At 63.2% G+C, this 16,275-nt stretch carries 12 protein-coding genes; 6 read left to right on the top strand and 6 right to left on the bottom strand.

The window, feature by feature from the left end; genetic code table 11:
• Window position 1 precedes the first annotated feature (1 nt).
• Genes napG through ACUUL3_RS09815 form a run of 3 tightly spaced genes read left to right on the top strand, consistent with a single transcriptional unit; the run spans window position 2 to window position 2,121 of the window.
• Window positions 2-784 (top strand): ferredoxin-type protein NapG, encoded by a 783-nt coding sequence (gene napG, locus ACUUL3_RS09805; RefSeq protein ID WP_448550874.1) that lies wholly within the window; start codon window positions 2-4, stop codon window positions 782-784.
• Window positions 781-1,626: a quinol dehydrogenase ferredoxin subunit NapH gene (napH, locus tag ACUUL3_RS09810; RefSeq protein ID WP_448550876.1), complete on the top strand. Its 846-nt coding sequence runs from the start codon at window positions 781-783 to the stop codon at window positions 1,624-1,626. Before napG ends, napH begins: the two co-directional genes overlap by 4 nt.
• A gap of 51 nt (window positions 1,627-1,677) precedes the next feature.
• Entirely contained in the window at window positions 1,678-2,121 is a 444-nt protein-coding gene (locus tag ACUUL3_RS09815; protein ID WP_448550878.1) for a nitrate reductase cytochrome c-type subunit, read from the top strand.
• 138 nt (window positions 2,122-2,259) lie between these two features.
• Here the strand turns inward: ACUUL3_RS09815 and ACUUL3_RS09820 are convergent, their stop codons facing one another.
• From ACUUL3_RS09820 to ACUUL3_RS09845, 6 genes are all read right to left on the bottom strand, one after another.
• Window positions 2,260-3,171, bottom strand: coding sequence for a GGDEF domain-containing protein (locus tag ACUUL3_RS09820; protein ID WP_448550880.1), 912 nt, complete (start codon window positions 3,169-3,171; stop codon window positions 2,260-2,262).
• Window positions 3,168-8,135: a response regulator gene (locus tag ACUUL3_RS09825; protein WP_448550882.1), complete on the bottom strand. Its 4,968-nt coding sequence runs from the start codon at window positions 8,133-8,135 to the stop codon at window positions 3,168-3,170. Before ACUUL3_RS09825 ends, ACUUL3_RS09820 begins: the two co-directional genes overlap by 4 nt.
• 357 nt (window positions 8,136-8,492) lie before the next feature.
• A complete protein-coding gene (locus ACUUL3_RS09830; RefSeq protein ID WP_448550884.1) occupies window positions 8,493-10,553 on the bottom strand; it encodes an OmpA family protein in 2,061 nt (686 codons plus the stop codon).
• 131 nt (window positions 10,554-10,684) lie between these two features.
• Window positions 10,685-11,476: a hypothetical protein gene (locus ACUUL3_RS09835; protein WP_448550885.1), complete on the bottom strand. Its 792-nt coding sequence runs from the start codon at window positions 11,474-11,476 to the stop codon at window positions 10,685-10,687.
• A gap of 117 nt (window positions 11,477-11,593) precedes the next feature.
• Window positions 11,594-12,337: a tRNA1(Val) (adenine(37)-N6)-methyltransferase gene (locus ACUUL3_RS09840; RefSeq protein ID WP_448550887.1), complete on the bottom strand. Its 744-nt coding sequence runs from the start codon at window positions 12,335-12,337 to the stop codon at window positions 11,594-11,596.
• Between the two features lie 18 nt (window positions 12,338-12,355).
• Window positions 12,356-13,720, bottom strand: coding sequence for a DUF1015 domain-containing protein (locus ACUUL3_RS09845; RefSeq protein ID WP_448550889.1), 1,365 nt, complete (start codon window positions 13,718-13,720; stop codon window positions 12,356-12,358).
• A gap of 238 nt (window positions 13,721-13,958) precedes the next feature.
• Between ACUUL3_RS09845 and queD the strand changes: the two genes are divergently transcribed.
• The 3 genes from queD to ACUUL3_RS09860 all read left to right on the top strand — a co-directional run bounded on the left by queD (window position 13,959) and on the right by ACUUL3_RS09860 (window position 16,234).
• Complete coding sequence (gene queD / locus ACUUL3_RS09850) at window positions 13,959-14,330, top strand: 6-carboxytetrahydropterin synthase QueD (RefSeq protein WP_448550891.1); 372 nt, start codon at window positions 13,959-13,961, stop codon at window positions 14,328-14,330.
• Window positions 14,320-14,976, top strand: coding sequence for a radical SAM protein (locus ACUUL3_RS09855; RefSeq protein WP_448550893.1), 657 nt, complete (start codon window positions 14,320-14,322; stop codon window positions 14,974-14,976). Before queD ends, ACUUL3_RS09855 begins: the two co-directional genes overlap by 11 nt.
• Before the next feature lie 100 nt (window positions 14,977-15,076).
• Window positions 15,077-16,234 carry an ATP-binding protein gene (locus ACUUL3_RS09860; protein WP_448550895.1) on the top strand — a complete coding sequence of 386 codons (1,158 nt, stop codon included), beginning with the start codon at window positions 15,077-15,079 and terminating at the stop codon, window positions 16,232-16,234.
• The last annotated feature ends 41 nt before the right edge of the window (window positions 16,235-16,275 follow it).

A 16,275-nucleotide genomic window follows, 5' to 3' on the forward strand; every position in this document is an offset into this window, starting at 1 on the left:
CATGAGGCGCAACAGGGAAACAGCCGGCCAGGACCGGAGAAAATTTCTGCTGGAAACGGCGCGCACCGCCTGCGGGGCCGCCCTGTTCGGCCTGGCTCTCGGCCTGTACGGAAACAGGCAGGCCGTGGCCAGACCGGTATACACCCTGCGGCCGCCGGGGGCACTGCCGGACCGGAAATTTCTTGCCACCTGCATCCGCTGCGGCCAGTGCGTTCGAGCCTGCCCTTACAAGACCCTGCGCCTGGCCAGGCCGGAAGAGGAGGCAGCCACCGGTACCCCCTGTTTTGCCGCCCGCCGGATCCCCTGTGAGCTCTGCGAGAATCGGCCCTGCATCCGCGCCTGCCCCACCGGCGCCCTGGACCCGCAACTCACCGACATCTACAAGGCGCGCATGGGACTGGCCGTGCTCATCGACCGGGAAAACTGCCTCAACTTCCTCGGCCTGCGCTGTGATGTCTGCTACCGCAGCTGCCCGCTCATCGGCAAGGCCATCACCTTGAACGCCCTGCACAATCAGCGCAGCGGTAAACACACCCTCTTTCTGCCGGAGGTCCATTCCAAACACTGCACGGGTTGCGGCAAATGCGAAAAATCCTGTGTGCTGGAAAAAGCGGCCATCAAGGTGCTGCCCGTCGAGCTGGCCAGGGGCGAGCTTGGCAAACACTACCGGCTGGGCTGGGAGGAGAAGAGCAAGGCCGGGCAGAGTCTGATTCCGGAACAGCTGGATCTGCCCGACCGGATGCCCGAGTTCACCACCCCCATCACGCCGGAGTGGAAGCCATGAGCGCCGGGCGCCATGCCGGCGCAATGGCCGGGGAGAAAAAAAGCCGGCTTGCCGCCCACCGCTGGCTCCTGCTGCGGCGGACCTGCCAGTTTACGCTGCTCGCCCTCTTTCTGAGCGGCCCGCTGACCGGATTCTGGATCTTCAAGGGCAACCTGGCGGCCAGCCGTTTTCTCGACACCGTGCCGCTGACAGATCCCTTTATCCTGCTGCAGAGCCTGGCGGCCGGGACCGTGGTCGGCGGCACGGCCTTTGGCGGGGCTCTGCTCATTGCCGGCTTTTATCTGGTGATGGGTGGCCGGGCTTACTGCTCCTGGGTCTGTCCCCTCAACCCGGTCACCGATTTGGCGGCCTGGCTGCGGCGGCGCCTCAATCTGCGGGAGGGATCACCCCTGAACCGCAACAGCCGGTACTGGCTGATCGCCATGGTGCTGCTGGTCAGCGCCGTTACCGGGTCCCTGGCCTGGGAGGTGGTCAATCCGGTCACCATGCTGCACCGCGGCCTCATCTTCGGCCTGGGCCTGGCCTGGACCCTGCCCCTCGCCATCTTCTTCTTTGATCTTCTGGTGAGCAAGCACGGCTGGTGCGGCCACCTCTGCCCGGTGGGCGGATTTTACAGCCTGCTCGGCCGGTTCAGCCTTATCCGGGTCCGGGCCGACGGACGGGAAAACTGCAGCAACTGCCTGGAGTGTTACGCCGTCTGCCCGGAACCACAGGTGATCGGCCCGGCACTGAAGGGGGAAAACGACCAGGCCGCGGTGATCACCGCGGCAAACTGCACCAACTGCGGCAGATGCATTGATGTTTGCGCCGAAAGGGTTTTTTCCTTCGGCAGCCGGTTATAACGAGGACGACAAAACCTTCTGACAGCGACCAACCCCGCAAAAGGAGTTACCATGATGAAAAAGCACACCCCCCTGATCCTGATGAGCATCGTCGGCTGCCTGGCCATCCTGCCTGCCTCGACCTCTGCCGCGCAACCGCAATCGTTGCGCGGCCCCGGGGAGATCACCGCCCCCGACCAGCTGCCTGAGGTTGAGAAACCGCTGCCCGATCAAAAACCGATCAAACGCGACTTTGCGGAACAGCCGCCGCTCATTCCCCACGCCATCGAAGGCTACAGGATCGACAAGGAGAGCAACCAGTGCCTGGATTGTCACGGCAAGGACCGGGCGACGGCCGCGGCCGGCATCAGTCGCACCCACTTCCTGGACAGCGCCGGCAAGGAGATGGCAAGCCTGGCTCCCAGCCATTACTTCTGCACCCTCTGCCATGTGATGCAGACCGATGCCAGACCGCTGGTGGAAAATACCTTCCGGCCGGCGCCGGCCGGCAAATAACGGCGCGGAAGCCATCACCTCCGGATCGGGGCCTGAAAAACAGCGGGGAAGCCGTCGGGAAGATCCCGCTCCCATTTCCCGCGCAAAGGGGGCCCGCCACGGGCCTCCTTCCTGTTTTCTATCCTGGCCGGGAAAGGCTCAGAGGCTGTCCAGTTCCACCCGGTTCCGGCCATTGGCCTTGGCCCGGTACAGCGCCTGGTCGGCCAGATTGATCAGGGCCCGGGCATCGACAAACCGGGCCCGCGGCACAATTCCCACCCCAAGGCTGGCGGTGACCGGGATGGACCCGGCGCTGGTGGCAAAGGGCCGGTCGGCCAGGGCAAGACGCAGCCGCTCGAAATGCTTCCAGATCTGCGCACAGTCGCAGTCCGACATGACAACGAGAAACTCCTCGCCGCCGTAGCGGCCCACCCGGTCATAGGGGCGCAGGGCCTGTCCCAGCCGCCGGGCCACCTCGCCCAACACCTCGTCGCCCACCTGATGGCCGTATGTATCGTTGATCTGCTTGAAATGGTCGAGATCCATGATCCCCACGCAGGCGCTTTCCTGCTGGCGCAGGCTGCGGGCCAGCTCCCCGTTCAGGTGTTCGAGAATGGCCGGCCGGTTGAAAAGGCCGGTCAGCGCATCGTGGGTTGCCTGCTGTTTTAAGGCGTTGCGGGCGGCGAGCAGTTCGAGGTTCAACTCGACAATGCGCTTGCCGGCCCGGACCCGTGCCTCAAACTCATGGGGGTAATAGGGTTTGGTGATGTAATCGTCAGCCCCCGCCTCCATGCCCCGCACGATATCATCCTTGGCATCCCTGGCGGTGAGCAGAAGGATATACACATAAGGCTCCCGGCCCAAAGCCCGCACCCGCCGGCACAGCTCGACGCCGTCGAGACCGGGCATCATCCAGTCCAGGATCAGCAACGGCGGGCAGCCGGCGCTCTGGATCAGCTCCCAGGCCGCAAAACCGTCATGGCAGACAACCGTTTCATATCCCCATTTTCCCAGCATGGTTTCCAGTTTCACCCGGGAAATCGGGTCATCATCGGCAACCAGAATCTTCATGCCTTCTCCTTTGCAATGAATTCGGCAAGGGCCTCCGCGAGGCGAAGACCATGCTCTTCAATCCGCCGCACCAGCGGGCCGACCTCCTGCCAGTTCCCCTGCCGGCCAGCCTGCTCCAGGGCAAAGGCCGCGGCATGGCATGGGCCTTTGCCGAAATTCGTCACCGCGCCTTTGAGCTTGTGCGCCGCCATGCGCAGGGCCTCGGCATCGTGATTCTTCACCGCCGCGCCGATGGCGGCCAGGTACCGCTCCCGTTCGGCCACGAACATGGCGGCCAAGGCCACCAGCAGGCTGGTGTCGCCATCCACCACGGCCAGGGCCTCGGGCCGGTCGAAATCCAGGTCGCTTTCCTGGGGGCCGGCCGGGGCTTCCGCCGGTCGGGGCCTGTCCCGGAGCGACGCCGCCGGCAGCCCGGGGGCAAGCCCCAGCACCCGTCTGATTTCCGCCAGCAGCTCCCTGCTGCCGAAGGGTTTGGTCACATAGCCGTCCATCCCGAAGGTAAGCCCCTTCTGCCGGTCTTCGCTGAAGGCCTGGGCGCTGAGACCGATGATGGGCAGATGCCCCCCCTGCCGCTCCTCCCGCTCCCGGATCTCCATGGTGGCCGCGATGCCGTCCATGACCGGCATGTTGATGTCCATCAGGACCAGATCGAAATCCTTCTCGGCGCTGCGCGCCACCGCTTCCCGGCCGTTCGCGACGATCTCGACCTGCTGGCCGTGGATCATCAGCAGTTGGGAGGCGACCTGCTGGTTGATGGCATCGTCCTCGGCCAGGAGGATGGAAAGAGCGGGCAGCGCGGCCCGGGCCGGCGCCGCCTTGCCGGCCTCGGCCTCCGGCGCCTTGCCCACCGCCTGGTTGATGGCCTTGAGCAGGGTGTCCCGCCGGATCGGCTTGGTGAGAAATCCGCTGATGCCCAGGGTTCTGGCCCGCTCAACCAATTCCCTGCGGCTGTCCGAGGTCAGCATCATCACCGCGCTGCCCCCGCGCAGCCGCGCATCCCCCTGGATCGCCTCGGCCATGCCCAGCCCGTCCATGCCCGGCATCCGGCAATCAAGAAGGATAAGCCGGCAGGGATTGCCCTCCTGCCGGGTCGCGGCCAGCCTGGCTAACCCCTCGGCCGCGCTGGCCGCCTCAACCACCTCGGCGCCCCAACCGGTGAGGATGTCGCGCAGAACCAGGCGATTGGCCTCGGTATCGTCCACCACCAGAACCCGCATGCCGGCGATGGCCGGCGCCGCCTCGCGCCCCACCTGCCGTTTTTCGCTCAACGCCTGCTTGCGCAGGGGAACGGCAAAGAAAAAAGTGCTTCCCTGCCCGGGCACGCTGTCAAGCCAGATCCGCCCCCCCATCCGCTCGATGACCTTTCTCGAAATGGCGAGCCCGAGCCCGGTGCCCCCATATTTGCGGGTGGTGGAGGTGTCCACCTGGGCAAAACTTTCAAAAACCAGTTCCTGCTTGTTCGCCGGGATACCGATGCCGGTGTCGCGCACCGCGAACCGCAGGGTCACGGTCTGTTCATCCTCTTCGAGTCGTTCCACCGAGATCAGGATCTCGCCGCTCTCGGTGAATTTGATGGCATTGCCGACCAGATTGACCAGCACCTGCCGCAGCCGGTACGGGTCGCCGATCAGATAAGGAAAGACCTCCGGCCGGATGCGGGAAACAAGCTCCAGATGCTTGCTGTGCGCCTTGATGGCGAAAAGCTCGCAGATCTTGCCGAGAAAAAGATTGAGATCAAAGTCAACCGCTTCCAGGGAGAGGCTCCCGGCCTCGATCTTGGAGATATCGAGAATGTTGTTGATGAGATCCATGAGATCCTCGCCGGCGTTGCGAAAGATCGTCACGTATTCGCGCTGCACCTCGGAAAGCTCCGTGTAGCTCAAAAGGTCCGCCATGCCGATGATGGCGTTCATCGGGGTTCTGATCTCGTGGCTCATGGTGGCCAGAAACTCGCTCTTTGCCTGATTGGCCGCTTCCGCATCCCCCTTGGCCGCCAGCAGCGCCTTGCCGGCCCGATCGTGCTGAATGGCCAGGGCGTAAAGATCGGCCAGCCGGCGGACCACCGTCAGATCCTGGTTGGTATAATCCCTGGTCGGATTGGCCAGGGCGAGCTGGCCGACCAGTTTGCCTTCCACCAGGGCCGGCACCGAAAGAAAGCGCTCCACCGGCATATGGCCGCCCGGCATCACCCCGGCATAGGCGGGATGCTCCTCGGGGCTGTTGGTGAAAAATCCCTGCCGGGTGTTCAAGGCATGCCCCCACAGGCCGCGGTACCCCTGGGGACCCTTCGGCAGGATCACCTCGCCGGCCGCGGCCACCCGGCACTGTTCGCCCAGCATCGGGGTAAGGGTATGGCCGACGTTGGCGCCGGTCCCGGCGTCGATCTCCGAGGCATAGCCCTGGCTGCTGCCGGTGAGGCGGCGGGCAAGCTGCAGGACCAGTTCGGCCACCTCGCTGATTTCCGGCTCGCTGCCGATCAGAATCTCGGCAAGTTCGGCAATGCCCGAATTCAGCTGGGTTTCAAGCTCCAACTGGCGCTGGGCCCTTTTCCGCTCGGTAACGTCGCGGAAGATCCCCTGGATGAGCTGGCAGCCCTTGTAGGCAAAAGCCGCCGCCTTGATGGCCACCTCGCGCACCTCGCCATCCTTGCGGAGCACCTGGGCCTCAAAGGCGGTGCCCGGCGGGGCCTGGCGATGCCTGGCAAAGGTCTCTGAAAATCGGCCGGCATGCTCGTGGGGGGGGTGCAGTTCCCGCTGGTGGATGCCGAGCAGCTCCTCGCGGCCGCGGCCGGTCAGGATTTCCGCTGCGGCGTTGCAATCGACGATCAGGCCGGTTTCCGGGTCCGCCACCAGAATGGCGTCCATGCCCTTTTCAAAGAGGAGCCGATATTTTTCCTCCGAATCCTGCAGATCCTGCGCCACCCTCTTCCGCTCGGAAATGTCGCGCACCACGGACATCACCAGCTGTTCCCCCCGGAAGGACACCAGGCGGGCCTGCACCTCCACCGGCATGGGGTCGGCGTTCTTTCTGCGATGGCACGACTCGAAGAGCGCCTCCCCATGCGTGATCAGATCCTGCGCATGCCGGCTGATCCCCTGGGCCGCTTCCGGGGTGTCCAGCTCGGAGATCTTCATGGCGAGCAGCTCTTCCCGGCTGTAGCCGCGGCTGACCCAGGCCGCCTGATTCACATAGACCAGGCGACCGTCCAGGGTGTGGACCAGCACCGAATCCGTGGCGCTGTCAAGCATCAGGGAACGGAAGGTCACCTCCTCGTCGGCCCGCCGTTGCTGCAGGATTCCCCACATGCTGTTCATGAAGAGATTGAGCTGACGGACATCGGTCTCGTCGTAGGGCGCCACCTTGTTGCCCACCCCGGCCACCGCCACGATCCGGCCGTCATCAAAGACCGGGATGGAGAGATGACGCCTGAGGGGAAAATGGCCCTGGGGCAGCCCCTTGCGCTCCGGACAGGCGGGATAGTCATTGTGGATGACCGGCTTGCGCCTTCGGATGGCGTCCGCCCAGATTCCGGCCTGGGCCAGGGGATAATGGGAGGTCGCGCCGGCCGAGCAGCCGGCGGGGACATTGCGCGACCAAGAAAAAAGTCCCAGGAGCTGCCGGGCCTCGTCATAAAAGTGGAGATAGCCGACCTCGCTGCCGGTGAGGCGTACCACCGCGGCCAGCGCATGGTCGCAAAGTTCCTTCTCGGAAGCGAAACGGTGCCGGCTCAGTTCCAGCAGGGCTTCGAGCCGTTCCTCCTCAAGACGCAGGAGCCCCTCGGTCTGCTTCTGGCGGCTGATGTCCTCATAGGTGCCCAGGACGCCATAGACCGCGCCCGTTGCCTCGCACAACGGAATCTTGCTGGTTTTCAGCCAGTGGCGGACGCCGTCGGCATGCAGCATGGATTCCTCGAAATCCAGTTTGGGCTCACCGGATTCCATCACCGCCGCGTCGTCCCGGCGGTAAGCCTCGGCATCCGCGCGCCGGAACAGATCGAAATCATCCTTGCCGATCAGCTCCTCCGGGGAGCCAAGCCGGGCATCGCGGACAAAATTGGCATTGGCGCCAAGATATCTGAGATTGCGGTCCTTCCAGAAAACCCGGGCCGGAATGGTATCCAGCACCGACTGCAGCATATTGCGGGAGGCGCGGAGCGCGGCCTCCGCCTCCTTCTGCTCGGTGACATCCTTGACCACCACGATGATCGAAGGGTTGTCCGTGACCGGATGCGGCACGAAGTGGAGCACCACCTGATGCCGACAGAACTGAAAAGGCTCCTCCATGGAGGACTGCTGGGGGGCAATGGCGGCCTTGCGGATGAAATCACTGATGAGCGCGGCCTCTTCCGCGGTATCGGCAAAGAGATCGGCCAGGGTCTGCCCGAGCAATGTCACCTCGGGAAGCCGGCACATCTGCTTGATCGCCTGATTGGCAAAAATGATCCGACCGGTGAGGGTGATCTCGAAAATACCCTCGGAAATCTGATAGAGGAGCGATTCCTTGTGGTGATTGGCGGCCAGGAGTTCCTTGGTGATCTGCCGCTCATGCACCGTTTCCCGGCCCTGGATGACGGCCTCCCGGCTCGCTGCCACCTCGGCGGGGGGTCTGGCCAGAATCTCCTTCACGAAGACGGCCAGCTGCTGAAAAGGCCCTTTGGCAATGCAGGCATTGGCGCCCCAGCTCAGAAAATCGACCGCATCCTCCACCGCGGTGGCGGAAAGGATCACGATGAGGCAATCGGCGTAGCGCGGCCGCTGGCGGAGAATCCGGCAGAGTTTTTCGCCGTTGATGTTGGGCATGACCAGATCGGTGAAGATCACATCCGGCAGAAAATCCTCAAGGACGTCAAGGGCGGCCAGGCCGTCCGCCGCCGTTGCCACCTCGTGCCCCTCCTTTTCGAGGAAATTGCTCAGCAGCCGGAGGATAACCGGATGGTTGTCGACAACGAGAATACGTTTCTGCATGAATTTTCACCCGCCCGGCCTGGATTTACTCAAAAAAACACAAAAGCATTATACAGCATGCCTGCGGCCGAATTGGAGAAAAAGCGGAGAGGATCGCGGATACGCCCTGATTTTTTTTCCCGGGCTGGGAAAAATGCGCCCCAACAGCGACCCGTTGAAAAACGGGCGGGCGGCACGGGGATCTGTCGCCGAGCGCCGCAGGTTCGGGAAAAGGCAAGGAATCCTGGATGGTTACCGAAGCGTCTTTGCCCGACCGCTGGTTGAAAAAACAGGGGACGGCTTTTTCGGCGGACCGACAAGGAAGGGGCCGCCAGGGCCCCTTCTCGGATCAGCATGATGTCGCAAAAAAAACGCCGCTCACTCCGTGTAGGAGAGGGTGATGATCACCGTCCGGTTCAGGGCGCGGCCCTCGGGCAGTTCGTTGTCGTAGGGAGGATCATTGGGGCCCTTGCCGGCATGGCCGACCTCCTCCTCGGCAACCAGGCCGGTGTTGAGCATGGCATCGTATACCGCGGCAGCCCGGCGTTCGGACAGCTCCAGGTTGTATTTTTCCTTGCCGATGCTGTCCGTATGCCCGGTGATCTCCATGTGCGGCGAGGCCAGTTCCGCCATTCTGGTGATGACCCGGTTGACGATGACCTGATTGCGGTCCTTGAGGTCCGTGCGGTCGAATTCGAAGAGGATCAGGCCGTACTTTTCCACCACCTTGGTTTCAAGCTTCTGGGCGATGCGCTCCTCCCGCCGGATGAAGTTGACCGTAATCGGCGCCTGGCTCTTGGCCGTGAATACGTTCTGCTCCCGGTCCTTCACTTCAATTTCGGCGCTGAGTCGGCCAGCCGCGGCTATTTCCCGAAGCCCCAGCGATTCGGTGGCAAAGGAGAACTCCAGGGGCACGTCGCCGATCCCCTCCCGGGTCAGCAGCTCCTTTTCGCCGCCCAGCAGCCTGAACCGCCAGCCTTCGACCCCGGCCTCCGCCTGCACGGCCGGGAGAATCCGGACGGCGGCGGCGTCACACTGTTCGAGCACATAGGTGCTTTTGATCGTGTCGAGAATCGCCGGCGTATCGGAATAAATCTCCACCCGCTGATTCTCCACGCTCCCCTCCGCCACCCGACCGGTGCTGGGCGCCTCCGGCAGGTTTCTGGCCTTGACCTCCATCCGGGCGGGGTCGATGCCCCAGACATACTTGAAATAGGCGAATACCGCATCCGCCCGGCTTCTCGACAGGGCGATCCCGCCCTTTTCCTCCCCGGCATTGGCATTGCAGCCCACGATGCTGATTCGGGCCTCGGGGTGCTGCTGCAACCGCTTGCCGAGCACGTTCAGAATATGATGATACTTCTCCATGGTGCCGGTGAGCTTCTCCTCGGCGAAATCCCTGGTCATTTCCGGGCTGGCAAAGGTGACGTAACGTTCTGGAATCTCGCTCTTTCCGGTCTCGAAATAGACATAATTGAGCAGAGGCGAGCTGTCCACCATGGTCACCTCCTCGATGTTCACCGCCGCGGGCTCACCGTTGAGGACGCCGGTGGGCGGGGCGAGGAAGCGGAAGGTCACGGCGTAACGGTGAAAGATGGTGGAGGAGAACTGCTTGAAGATGGGCAGGAAATCCTCCGCGGACTTCGCCTTGCGGATTCTGCCGTTATGGGCCTGGGCAAAGGAGTGCAGAAAGGGGTCGAGCCCGGGCCGATCCATGAAATCCACGGCAAAAAAGGTGAAGTTCCTGAGAGAGGCGGCGGCGGCCGTAAGCGCGTTCGCCTTGACAGTGCTGTTGATGTCTTCCCCGTCGGAAAAGACCACCATGAACTTCTGGCTCTTTTCCGGCATGGCGCCGATGATCTTCAACCCTTCCTGCATGGCGTCATAGAGGTAGGTCCCCTCGGTCTGGGAGGGAAAATAGCTACTGCGCAGAATCTGGCTGAGCAGGGCCGGATCGTTGCCCTGCTCGCTCTTGGTGGTGACCCTGATCTGGCCCGGCTTCACCTCGCCGTACCCGTTGCGCGGGTCGACAAAGGTGACGATATGCACGTTGTCGATGGGCCGGATGAGGGAAAGGAAGTCGTTCAGGGCGGCGAGCACCGGATCGATGGCGTCGCGCAGCTTCATGGAATAGGAATTGTCCACCACCAGGACAAGGTTCAGTCCGACCTCCCGCTGTTCCTTCACATCCTCCACCGAGAGGATCTGCGCGGTCTTGGGTCCCTTCCTGATCAGAAAATCGGCTTTCGTAAGCCCCAGGACCGGTTCTCCCTCCTCGTTGAGAACCGAGACCAGCACCTTGTTTTCGGCAACCGGCTCCACGTTCAGTTTCGCCTTGAGCCAGGAACTCTGCACATTGAGCGCGTCGTCGGCAAGGCCGACCGCGGCCCAGGAAAAGACCCCCAGCAACAGACAGATAACAACCGCCACCCTCTTCATAGCCTTTCCTCCCGGTGCGTAGTCAACCCTCGAACCATCCGAATCCCTGGTAAACGTCAAAATCTCAAAAACGGTCCCGTATTTTTTCCATACTCACGAAGCCGGCCCCCCGTGCGCCCCTTGCCCGGAGGCTACTGGGGGAGAACCTCTTCAATAATGGGGCTGTCCGCGCCGTTGAGGGGGGCGCCGTCCTTGCGCAGGTCCTCGGGCTCGCCGGGCCCGGGATTCTTTTTGCGCAACTGCTCTTCCGGGCTGGTCAGGGCGGTTTTCCCTCCTTCCGCCGCCATTCCCTTCCCCGGTCCGGACGGCTCCGGCGCGGGCACGGTCTCCATTCCCAGCGGCTCCTTCACCTTCCTGGGAAGACTGATCTCCGACTTTTCCCCGGCCGGAACGGGCTGGGCCGCCGCCGGCTCCCTGGTCCCGGCGGGAGCCGGCTCCTTGCCGCCGCCATCGGTCTTGGCCGGGGCCGGCTTTTCTCCGGTCCCGGCCTTTTCAGCCGGCACGCTGTCGCCGCCCCTCTCCGGTCCGGGCCGATCTTTTTCCGGCGCGCCGATCCGGGCTCCGGAGTCGGGCACTCTCCCTCTTTTGCCTTCCGCGGGGGGCACCAGCCCCTTGCGCTCCTTGAGGCGCGGGTCTCCGGCCTCGACACAGCTGAAGTAGAGATCATAGGCAATCAGATCGATGCCGAGGCTTCGTTCGTACTTGAAGATGTTCTTCACGAAGAGGTAGTGCCTGTCCTGGCTGCCGCAGTATTCATGGGCGCTGTTCACGGTTTCGGCAAGAATCTTTCTTGAGGTGCCCCGACCGCTGATCAGATACACGTCCGGCCCCAGCGTGTCGGTGGGCGCCACCTGCACCGAGGCGCAGCCTGCCGCGAAAAAAAGCGCTCCTGAAAGCAGTGTGGGGAAAAAGAGATTTTTCATGCCGCCTTTGTTTACGAATCAGTAGCCGCCGCTGAACTTAAGGTAACACAGGCGGGCCGGGGGAAAAAAGAGAAAAGCATGCGGCGGCCCGCCAGCGGTCGGCGGCGGCCGGCCGGTTCAGGGGGCATAACAGGCCGCCATCCCGGTCGTATAGTCGCCGCCCTTCTCTTCATAGACATGGAATGGGGGCAGAATGTTCATCCCCTCCCCGCCGTTTTTCACCGCCTCGACCAGGACCAGCCGCCCGATATCGCCGGGATAGCTGTGCACCACTTGCAGCCGTTTCGGGGCGAAGCCGTGCTCGACAAGGCAGGCCAGAAGCCCTGCCGCCCGGGAGGCCGGATAGACAAAGGCCGCCCGCCCCCTGGTCTTCAGGGCAAAGGCAGCGGCCCGCACCACCGCGGCAAGATCGGCCAGGATCTCGTGCCGGGCCACGGCCTGCTCCGTGAGGAGATTCCGGCGCCCGCCGGCCACCTTCCGGTAGGGGGGGTTGCAGACCAGGCAGTCGAAACCGCCGGCCGGCAGCAGCCCGCCCATCCGCCGGCAATCCCCCTCCACCACCTGAATTCTTTCGGCAAAACCATTTTCCGCGCTGTTGATGCGGATCAGTTCGGCAAGCCGCGGCTGCACATCAAGGGCAGTCAGACGCGCTTCCGGCCAGCGATGAGCCAGAATGAGCGCCACCACCCCGCAGCCGGCGCAAAGATCGAGGATGCGATCGTTTTTTTTCGGGACAAGAAAATGGGCGAGCAGCACCGCGTCGACGGAAAACCGGTAGCCGCGCCGGTGCTGCCGGCAATGGAGCCGGCCGGCGAAGAGGGTGTCGAAACTTTGTTCGCCGACGGCTTCCGAACTGTCCATCAAAAAAGAGAGCGGCCGCTAGGGCAGCACCTTCTCCTCGGGCACGATCTTGTTGAGCAGAAGCCCGGTCAGGGCCTTGGGATAGAAGTAGGTGGATTTGTGCGGCATCACCAGACCCTGGTCCGCCACCCGCTTCACCTGGGAAACCCGGGTCGAGTTCATCAGGAAGAGCACCGGGCTGCGGTCCCCTTTGCGCTCGCTCTCCTTGACCGAGGCATCCAGGGCGTCGTCCGGGTCGCTGTAGTAATCGACCAGATTTTCCTTTTCGCATTTTTCATGGGAGAGGGAGAGCAATCGCGCAAGAATGAGATCGGAAAGCACCACCACGTCGAGCTCGCGCAGGCAGGCCGGCTGCTTGCCGGCGAACTCGCTGTCCATCACCCCGTCCCGCAGGGTGAGAAGAAAGCAGCGATCCTCGCCGGGATGGTAGAGGCCGAACATCGTCGCCCTTCCCGCGTTTTCATCCATGCGGTTCAGAACCTCGCCCAGCAGGAACTCGCGGCTGCCGCCGGCGATCTCTTCGAGACTGAAGCCCCGGCCCAGCTTTGCGGCAAGATCGGCAACCGCCACCATGCCGGGCAGGTGCACCAGCCGATGGGTGGGCAGCACCGAGAGGCCCGGGTCTTCCATGCCGCAGAGGTACATCATCGTATGGTTGTAAGGGCTGTCCGCCGGAACCTCGCCGAGACGCTCACGCATCAGGGCCCGGAACTGCAGGGCGGTGGTGTAACGGTGATGGCCGTCGGCGATATAAAGGGATTTTTCCTTAAACAGCTCGCGCACCTCGGCAAGCACCTCCGGATTGCTCACCGCCCAGAGTTTGTGCACGCAGCCGTCGTGGTCCGCGGCGGCGCAGAGCGGCTCCACCGGGCAGGCCGACTCAAGCAGCGCCATGACCCGCCCTTCCGCGTCGGGATAAAGCGAGAAGATCGGGCTGAACTGGGCGTGGCAGGTGTCCAGCAACCGGAGCCGATCCGAGGTGACGCCGGCAAAGGTCTTTTCATGCGGCTTGACGACGCCCTCGCTGAATTCGGCCAGCCGCACCAGACAGAGCAGCCCCTTCCGCGTCAGCCGCCGGCCGGAGGGCAGGGCATAATCGACGTGGTAAAGATAGATGGCGGGCTCTTTCTCGCGGATCAGCACCCCTTCCCGCTGCCAGGCGCCGAAGGTATCCCTGGCCTGCTGGTAACGGGCATCGGTCAGCTCGCTGGCGCTGAAATTCTTGCTCAGATCCAGGTGGATCATGTTGTAGGGGTTCTTCGCGGCAAAGGCCGCCTGCGCCTGCGGATCGATAACGTCGTAGGGCGGGGTCACCACGTCTTCCATCTGGGAAATTTTTTCCAGGTTGTACCGTAAGCCGCGAAGGGGCGCGATCAAAGCCATATTTTTTCTCCATGCCGGCATGGGCGGCAACAGCCTCCGGCCACCGGCAAATGCTCTCTCTGGTTATGAAGCGATTGACTTCCCCGGGGGGAACGAATATCTTTCATCCTTGCTCTTCCGAAGCAACCGGAAGAACGTGTCATACATAGTCAAAAAACGGCCGCTTTTCAAGTGGACATTTTCGCCGGCACGGAAAGCGGCCACCACAAACCCATGCCAGGCAGGAGAGGTTGTTCCCATGTTCGATATCTTCACCCGCACCCATTTTTCCTCAGGCCATCATCTGCGCAACTACCCCGGCAACTGCGAAAGGCCGCACGGCCACAACTGGAAGGTCGAGGTGACGGTGCGCGCCACCGAGCTTGACGAGCTGGGCATGGGCATCGACTTCAAGACCCTGAAGAAGGCGGTGAACGTCATCATGGAAGATCTGGACCACCGCGACCTCAACGAGCATCCCGCCTTCCGGGATAAGAATCCCTCTTCGGAGAACATCGCCGCCCATATCTTCGCCTGCCTGAAGGAAAGCCTCACCACCGACCGCTACCGGCCTTACAGCGTCACGGTCTGCGAAACCGACAACTGCTGCGTGACCTACCGTGAGGACTGAACCGGAACTTTCCGTTTCCGAGATATTTTACAGCCTCCAGGGCGAGTCATCCTTTGCCGGCTACCCCTGCCTCTTTTTCCGGCTCGCCGGCTGCAATCTGCGCTGCTCCTACTGCGACGCCAGGTACACTTACGAGGAGCCGGCGACCGTCATGCCGCTTGCCGCCCTGCTGGCCGGGGCGGCAAAATACCCGCGCGCCCTCGTCGAGATCACCGGCGGCGAACCGCTGCTCCAGGAAGGCGTCTACGACCTGATGGCGGCGCTGCTTGCCGGGGGCCGCACCGTACTGCTCGAAACCAACGGCAGCATCGACATCGGCCGGGTCCCGACGGAGGTGGTCAAGATCGTCGACCTCAAGTGCCCGGACAGCGGCATGCAGGAGAAAATGGAGCCGGCCAATCTCGACCGGCTCGCCCCCCATGATGAAATCAAGTTCGTGCTGAGTTCGCGGCGGGATTACGAGTGGGCCCGGACCATGCTGCTCGGACAGCGGCTGGCGGAACGGGTGAAGGTGACCTTCTCGCCGGTGGTGGCGAGGCTGAAGCCGGCCACCCTCGCCGAATGGCTGCTTGAGGATGCCCTGCCGGCCCGGCTGCAGCTGCAACTGCACACCCTGCTCTGGCCGGAGGAAAAACGGGGGGTATGACGCCGGTGCGCGTTTCTGCAAAAAAAAAAAAAACATTGCGGGCATGGCCGATGCAACTATATTACAGGACAGAATCACTCCGAATAAAAGCAGGCACCCCGTGGAAAAGCGATTTTTTCCGAAGATGACCGACACACCCTGCCCCGCGGCGACCGCCGGATTCCCGCGTTCTTCCCGCACCGAGATCGAAACCAGGAGCAGAGAGGTCCGCGACAACCGCCAGCTCCGGGCGGTGCTGGACGCCTTTCCCAACTTCGTCCTGGTCCTCAACCGCAACCGGCAGATCGTCTTTGCCAACAAACCCTTTCTGCGCTTCATCGGCGCCGCCGATCTCGCCGAGGTTCTCGGCAAGAGGCCTGGAGACGCGCTGGCCTGCGAACATGCCATGCAGAGCACCCTCGGCTGCGGCTCCACCGACTTCTGCGCCACCTGCGGCGCGGCCAAGGCCGGCCCTTCCCTGCATGGCGAGGCGCAGGAGTGCCGGATCAGTCAGGAGACGAGCGGCAAGGCCTTTGACTTTCGCGTGCACATCGCCCCCTTCCCGGCGGACAGCCAGGACCTCTTCCTTTTCTTTCTCACCGACATCGCCCATGAAAAACGACGGCGGGCACTGGAGCGCATCTTTTTCCACGATGTGGCCAACATCGCCAACGGCATGGTGGGACTGAGCCGCATGCTCTGCCAGAAAAAGCTGACCCCGGAAAAAAAGACCCAGTTCCAGAGCGTGCTCCACAGCTATACCCACCGGTTGGCCGACGAGGTGGAGGCGCAGCGGGCGCTTGCGGCGGCGGAAAACAATGATCTGCGTCTCCAGCTCGCCCCCTGCGCGAGTATCGCCCTGCTTGAGGAGGTGGCGGATTTTTACAACGCCAACAGCCACAGCGGCAGGGTGGAAATCGCCAACGATGCCGTGGCAACGGAGCTTGTCACCGACCAGGGGATCCTGCACCGCATCCTGACCAACATGACCAAGAACGCCCTGGAGGCCTCACGCCGCGAGGGCGTGGTCCGCCTGGGCTGCGGCCGGCAGGGAGACGACCTGGAGTTCTGGGTGCACAACCAGGGGGCCATGCCCGAGGAGGTCAAAATGCAGATCTTCAAGCGCTCCTTCTCCACCAAGGGCCCGGACCGCGGCCTGGGCACTTACAGCATCAAACTGCTCGGCGAGCGATACCTCAAGGGCCGGATCAGCTTTTCCTCCTCGCCGGAACAGGGCACCACCTTCCGCTTCCGCTGCCCGGCCAACCTTGGGGAGTAACCCGCCGCCGCCTTGCCGGCTGCCGCCGGACTCCCGAAAAA

This window comes from Thiovibrio sp. JS02, from assembly GCF_053485635.1.

Coding starts and splice junctions, on each gene's coding strand:
- ACUUL3_RS09845 (WP_448550889.1), bottom strand. CDS start 13,720: ATGGCTTTGATCGCGCCCCTTCGCGGCTTACGGTACAACCTGGAAAAA.
- ACUUL3_RS09830 (WP_448550884.1), bottom strand. CDS start 10,553: ATGAAGAGGGTGGCGGTTGTTATCTGTCTGTTGCTGGGGGTCTTTTCC.
- ACUUL3_RS09820 (WP_448550880.1), bottom strand. CDS start 3,171: ATGAAGATTCTGGTTGCCGATGATGACCCGATTTCCCGGGTGAAACTG.
- napG (WP_448550874.1), top strand. CDS start 2: ATGAGGCGCAACAGGGAAACAGCCGGCCAGGACCGGAGAAAATTTCTG.
- ACUUL3_RS09840 (WP_448550887.1), bottom strand. CDS start 12,337: ATGGACAGTTCGGAAGCCGTCGGCGAACAAAGTTTCGACACCCTCTTC.
- ACUUL3_RS09815 (WP_448550878.1), top strand. CDS start 1,678: ATGATGAAAAAGCACACCCCCCTGATCCTGATGAGCATCGTCGGCTGC.
- queD (WP_448550891.1), top strand. CDS start 13,959: ATGTTCGATATCTTCACCCGCACCCATTTTTCCTCAGGCCATCATCTG.
- ACUUL3_RS09825 (WP_448550882.1), bottom strand. CDS start 8,135: ATGCAGAAACGTATTCTCGTTGTCGACAACCATCCGGTTATCCTCCGG.
- napH (WP_448550876.1), top strand. CDS start 781: ATGAGCGCCGGGCGCCATGCCGGCGCAATGGCCGGGGAGAAAAAAAGC.
- ACUUL3_RS09835 (WP_448550885.1), bottom strand. CDS start 11,476: ATGAAAAATCTCTTTTTCCCCACACTGCTTTCAGGAGCGCTTTTTTTC.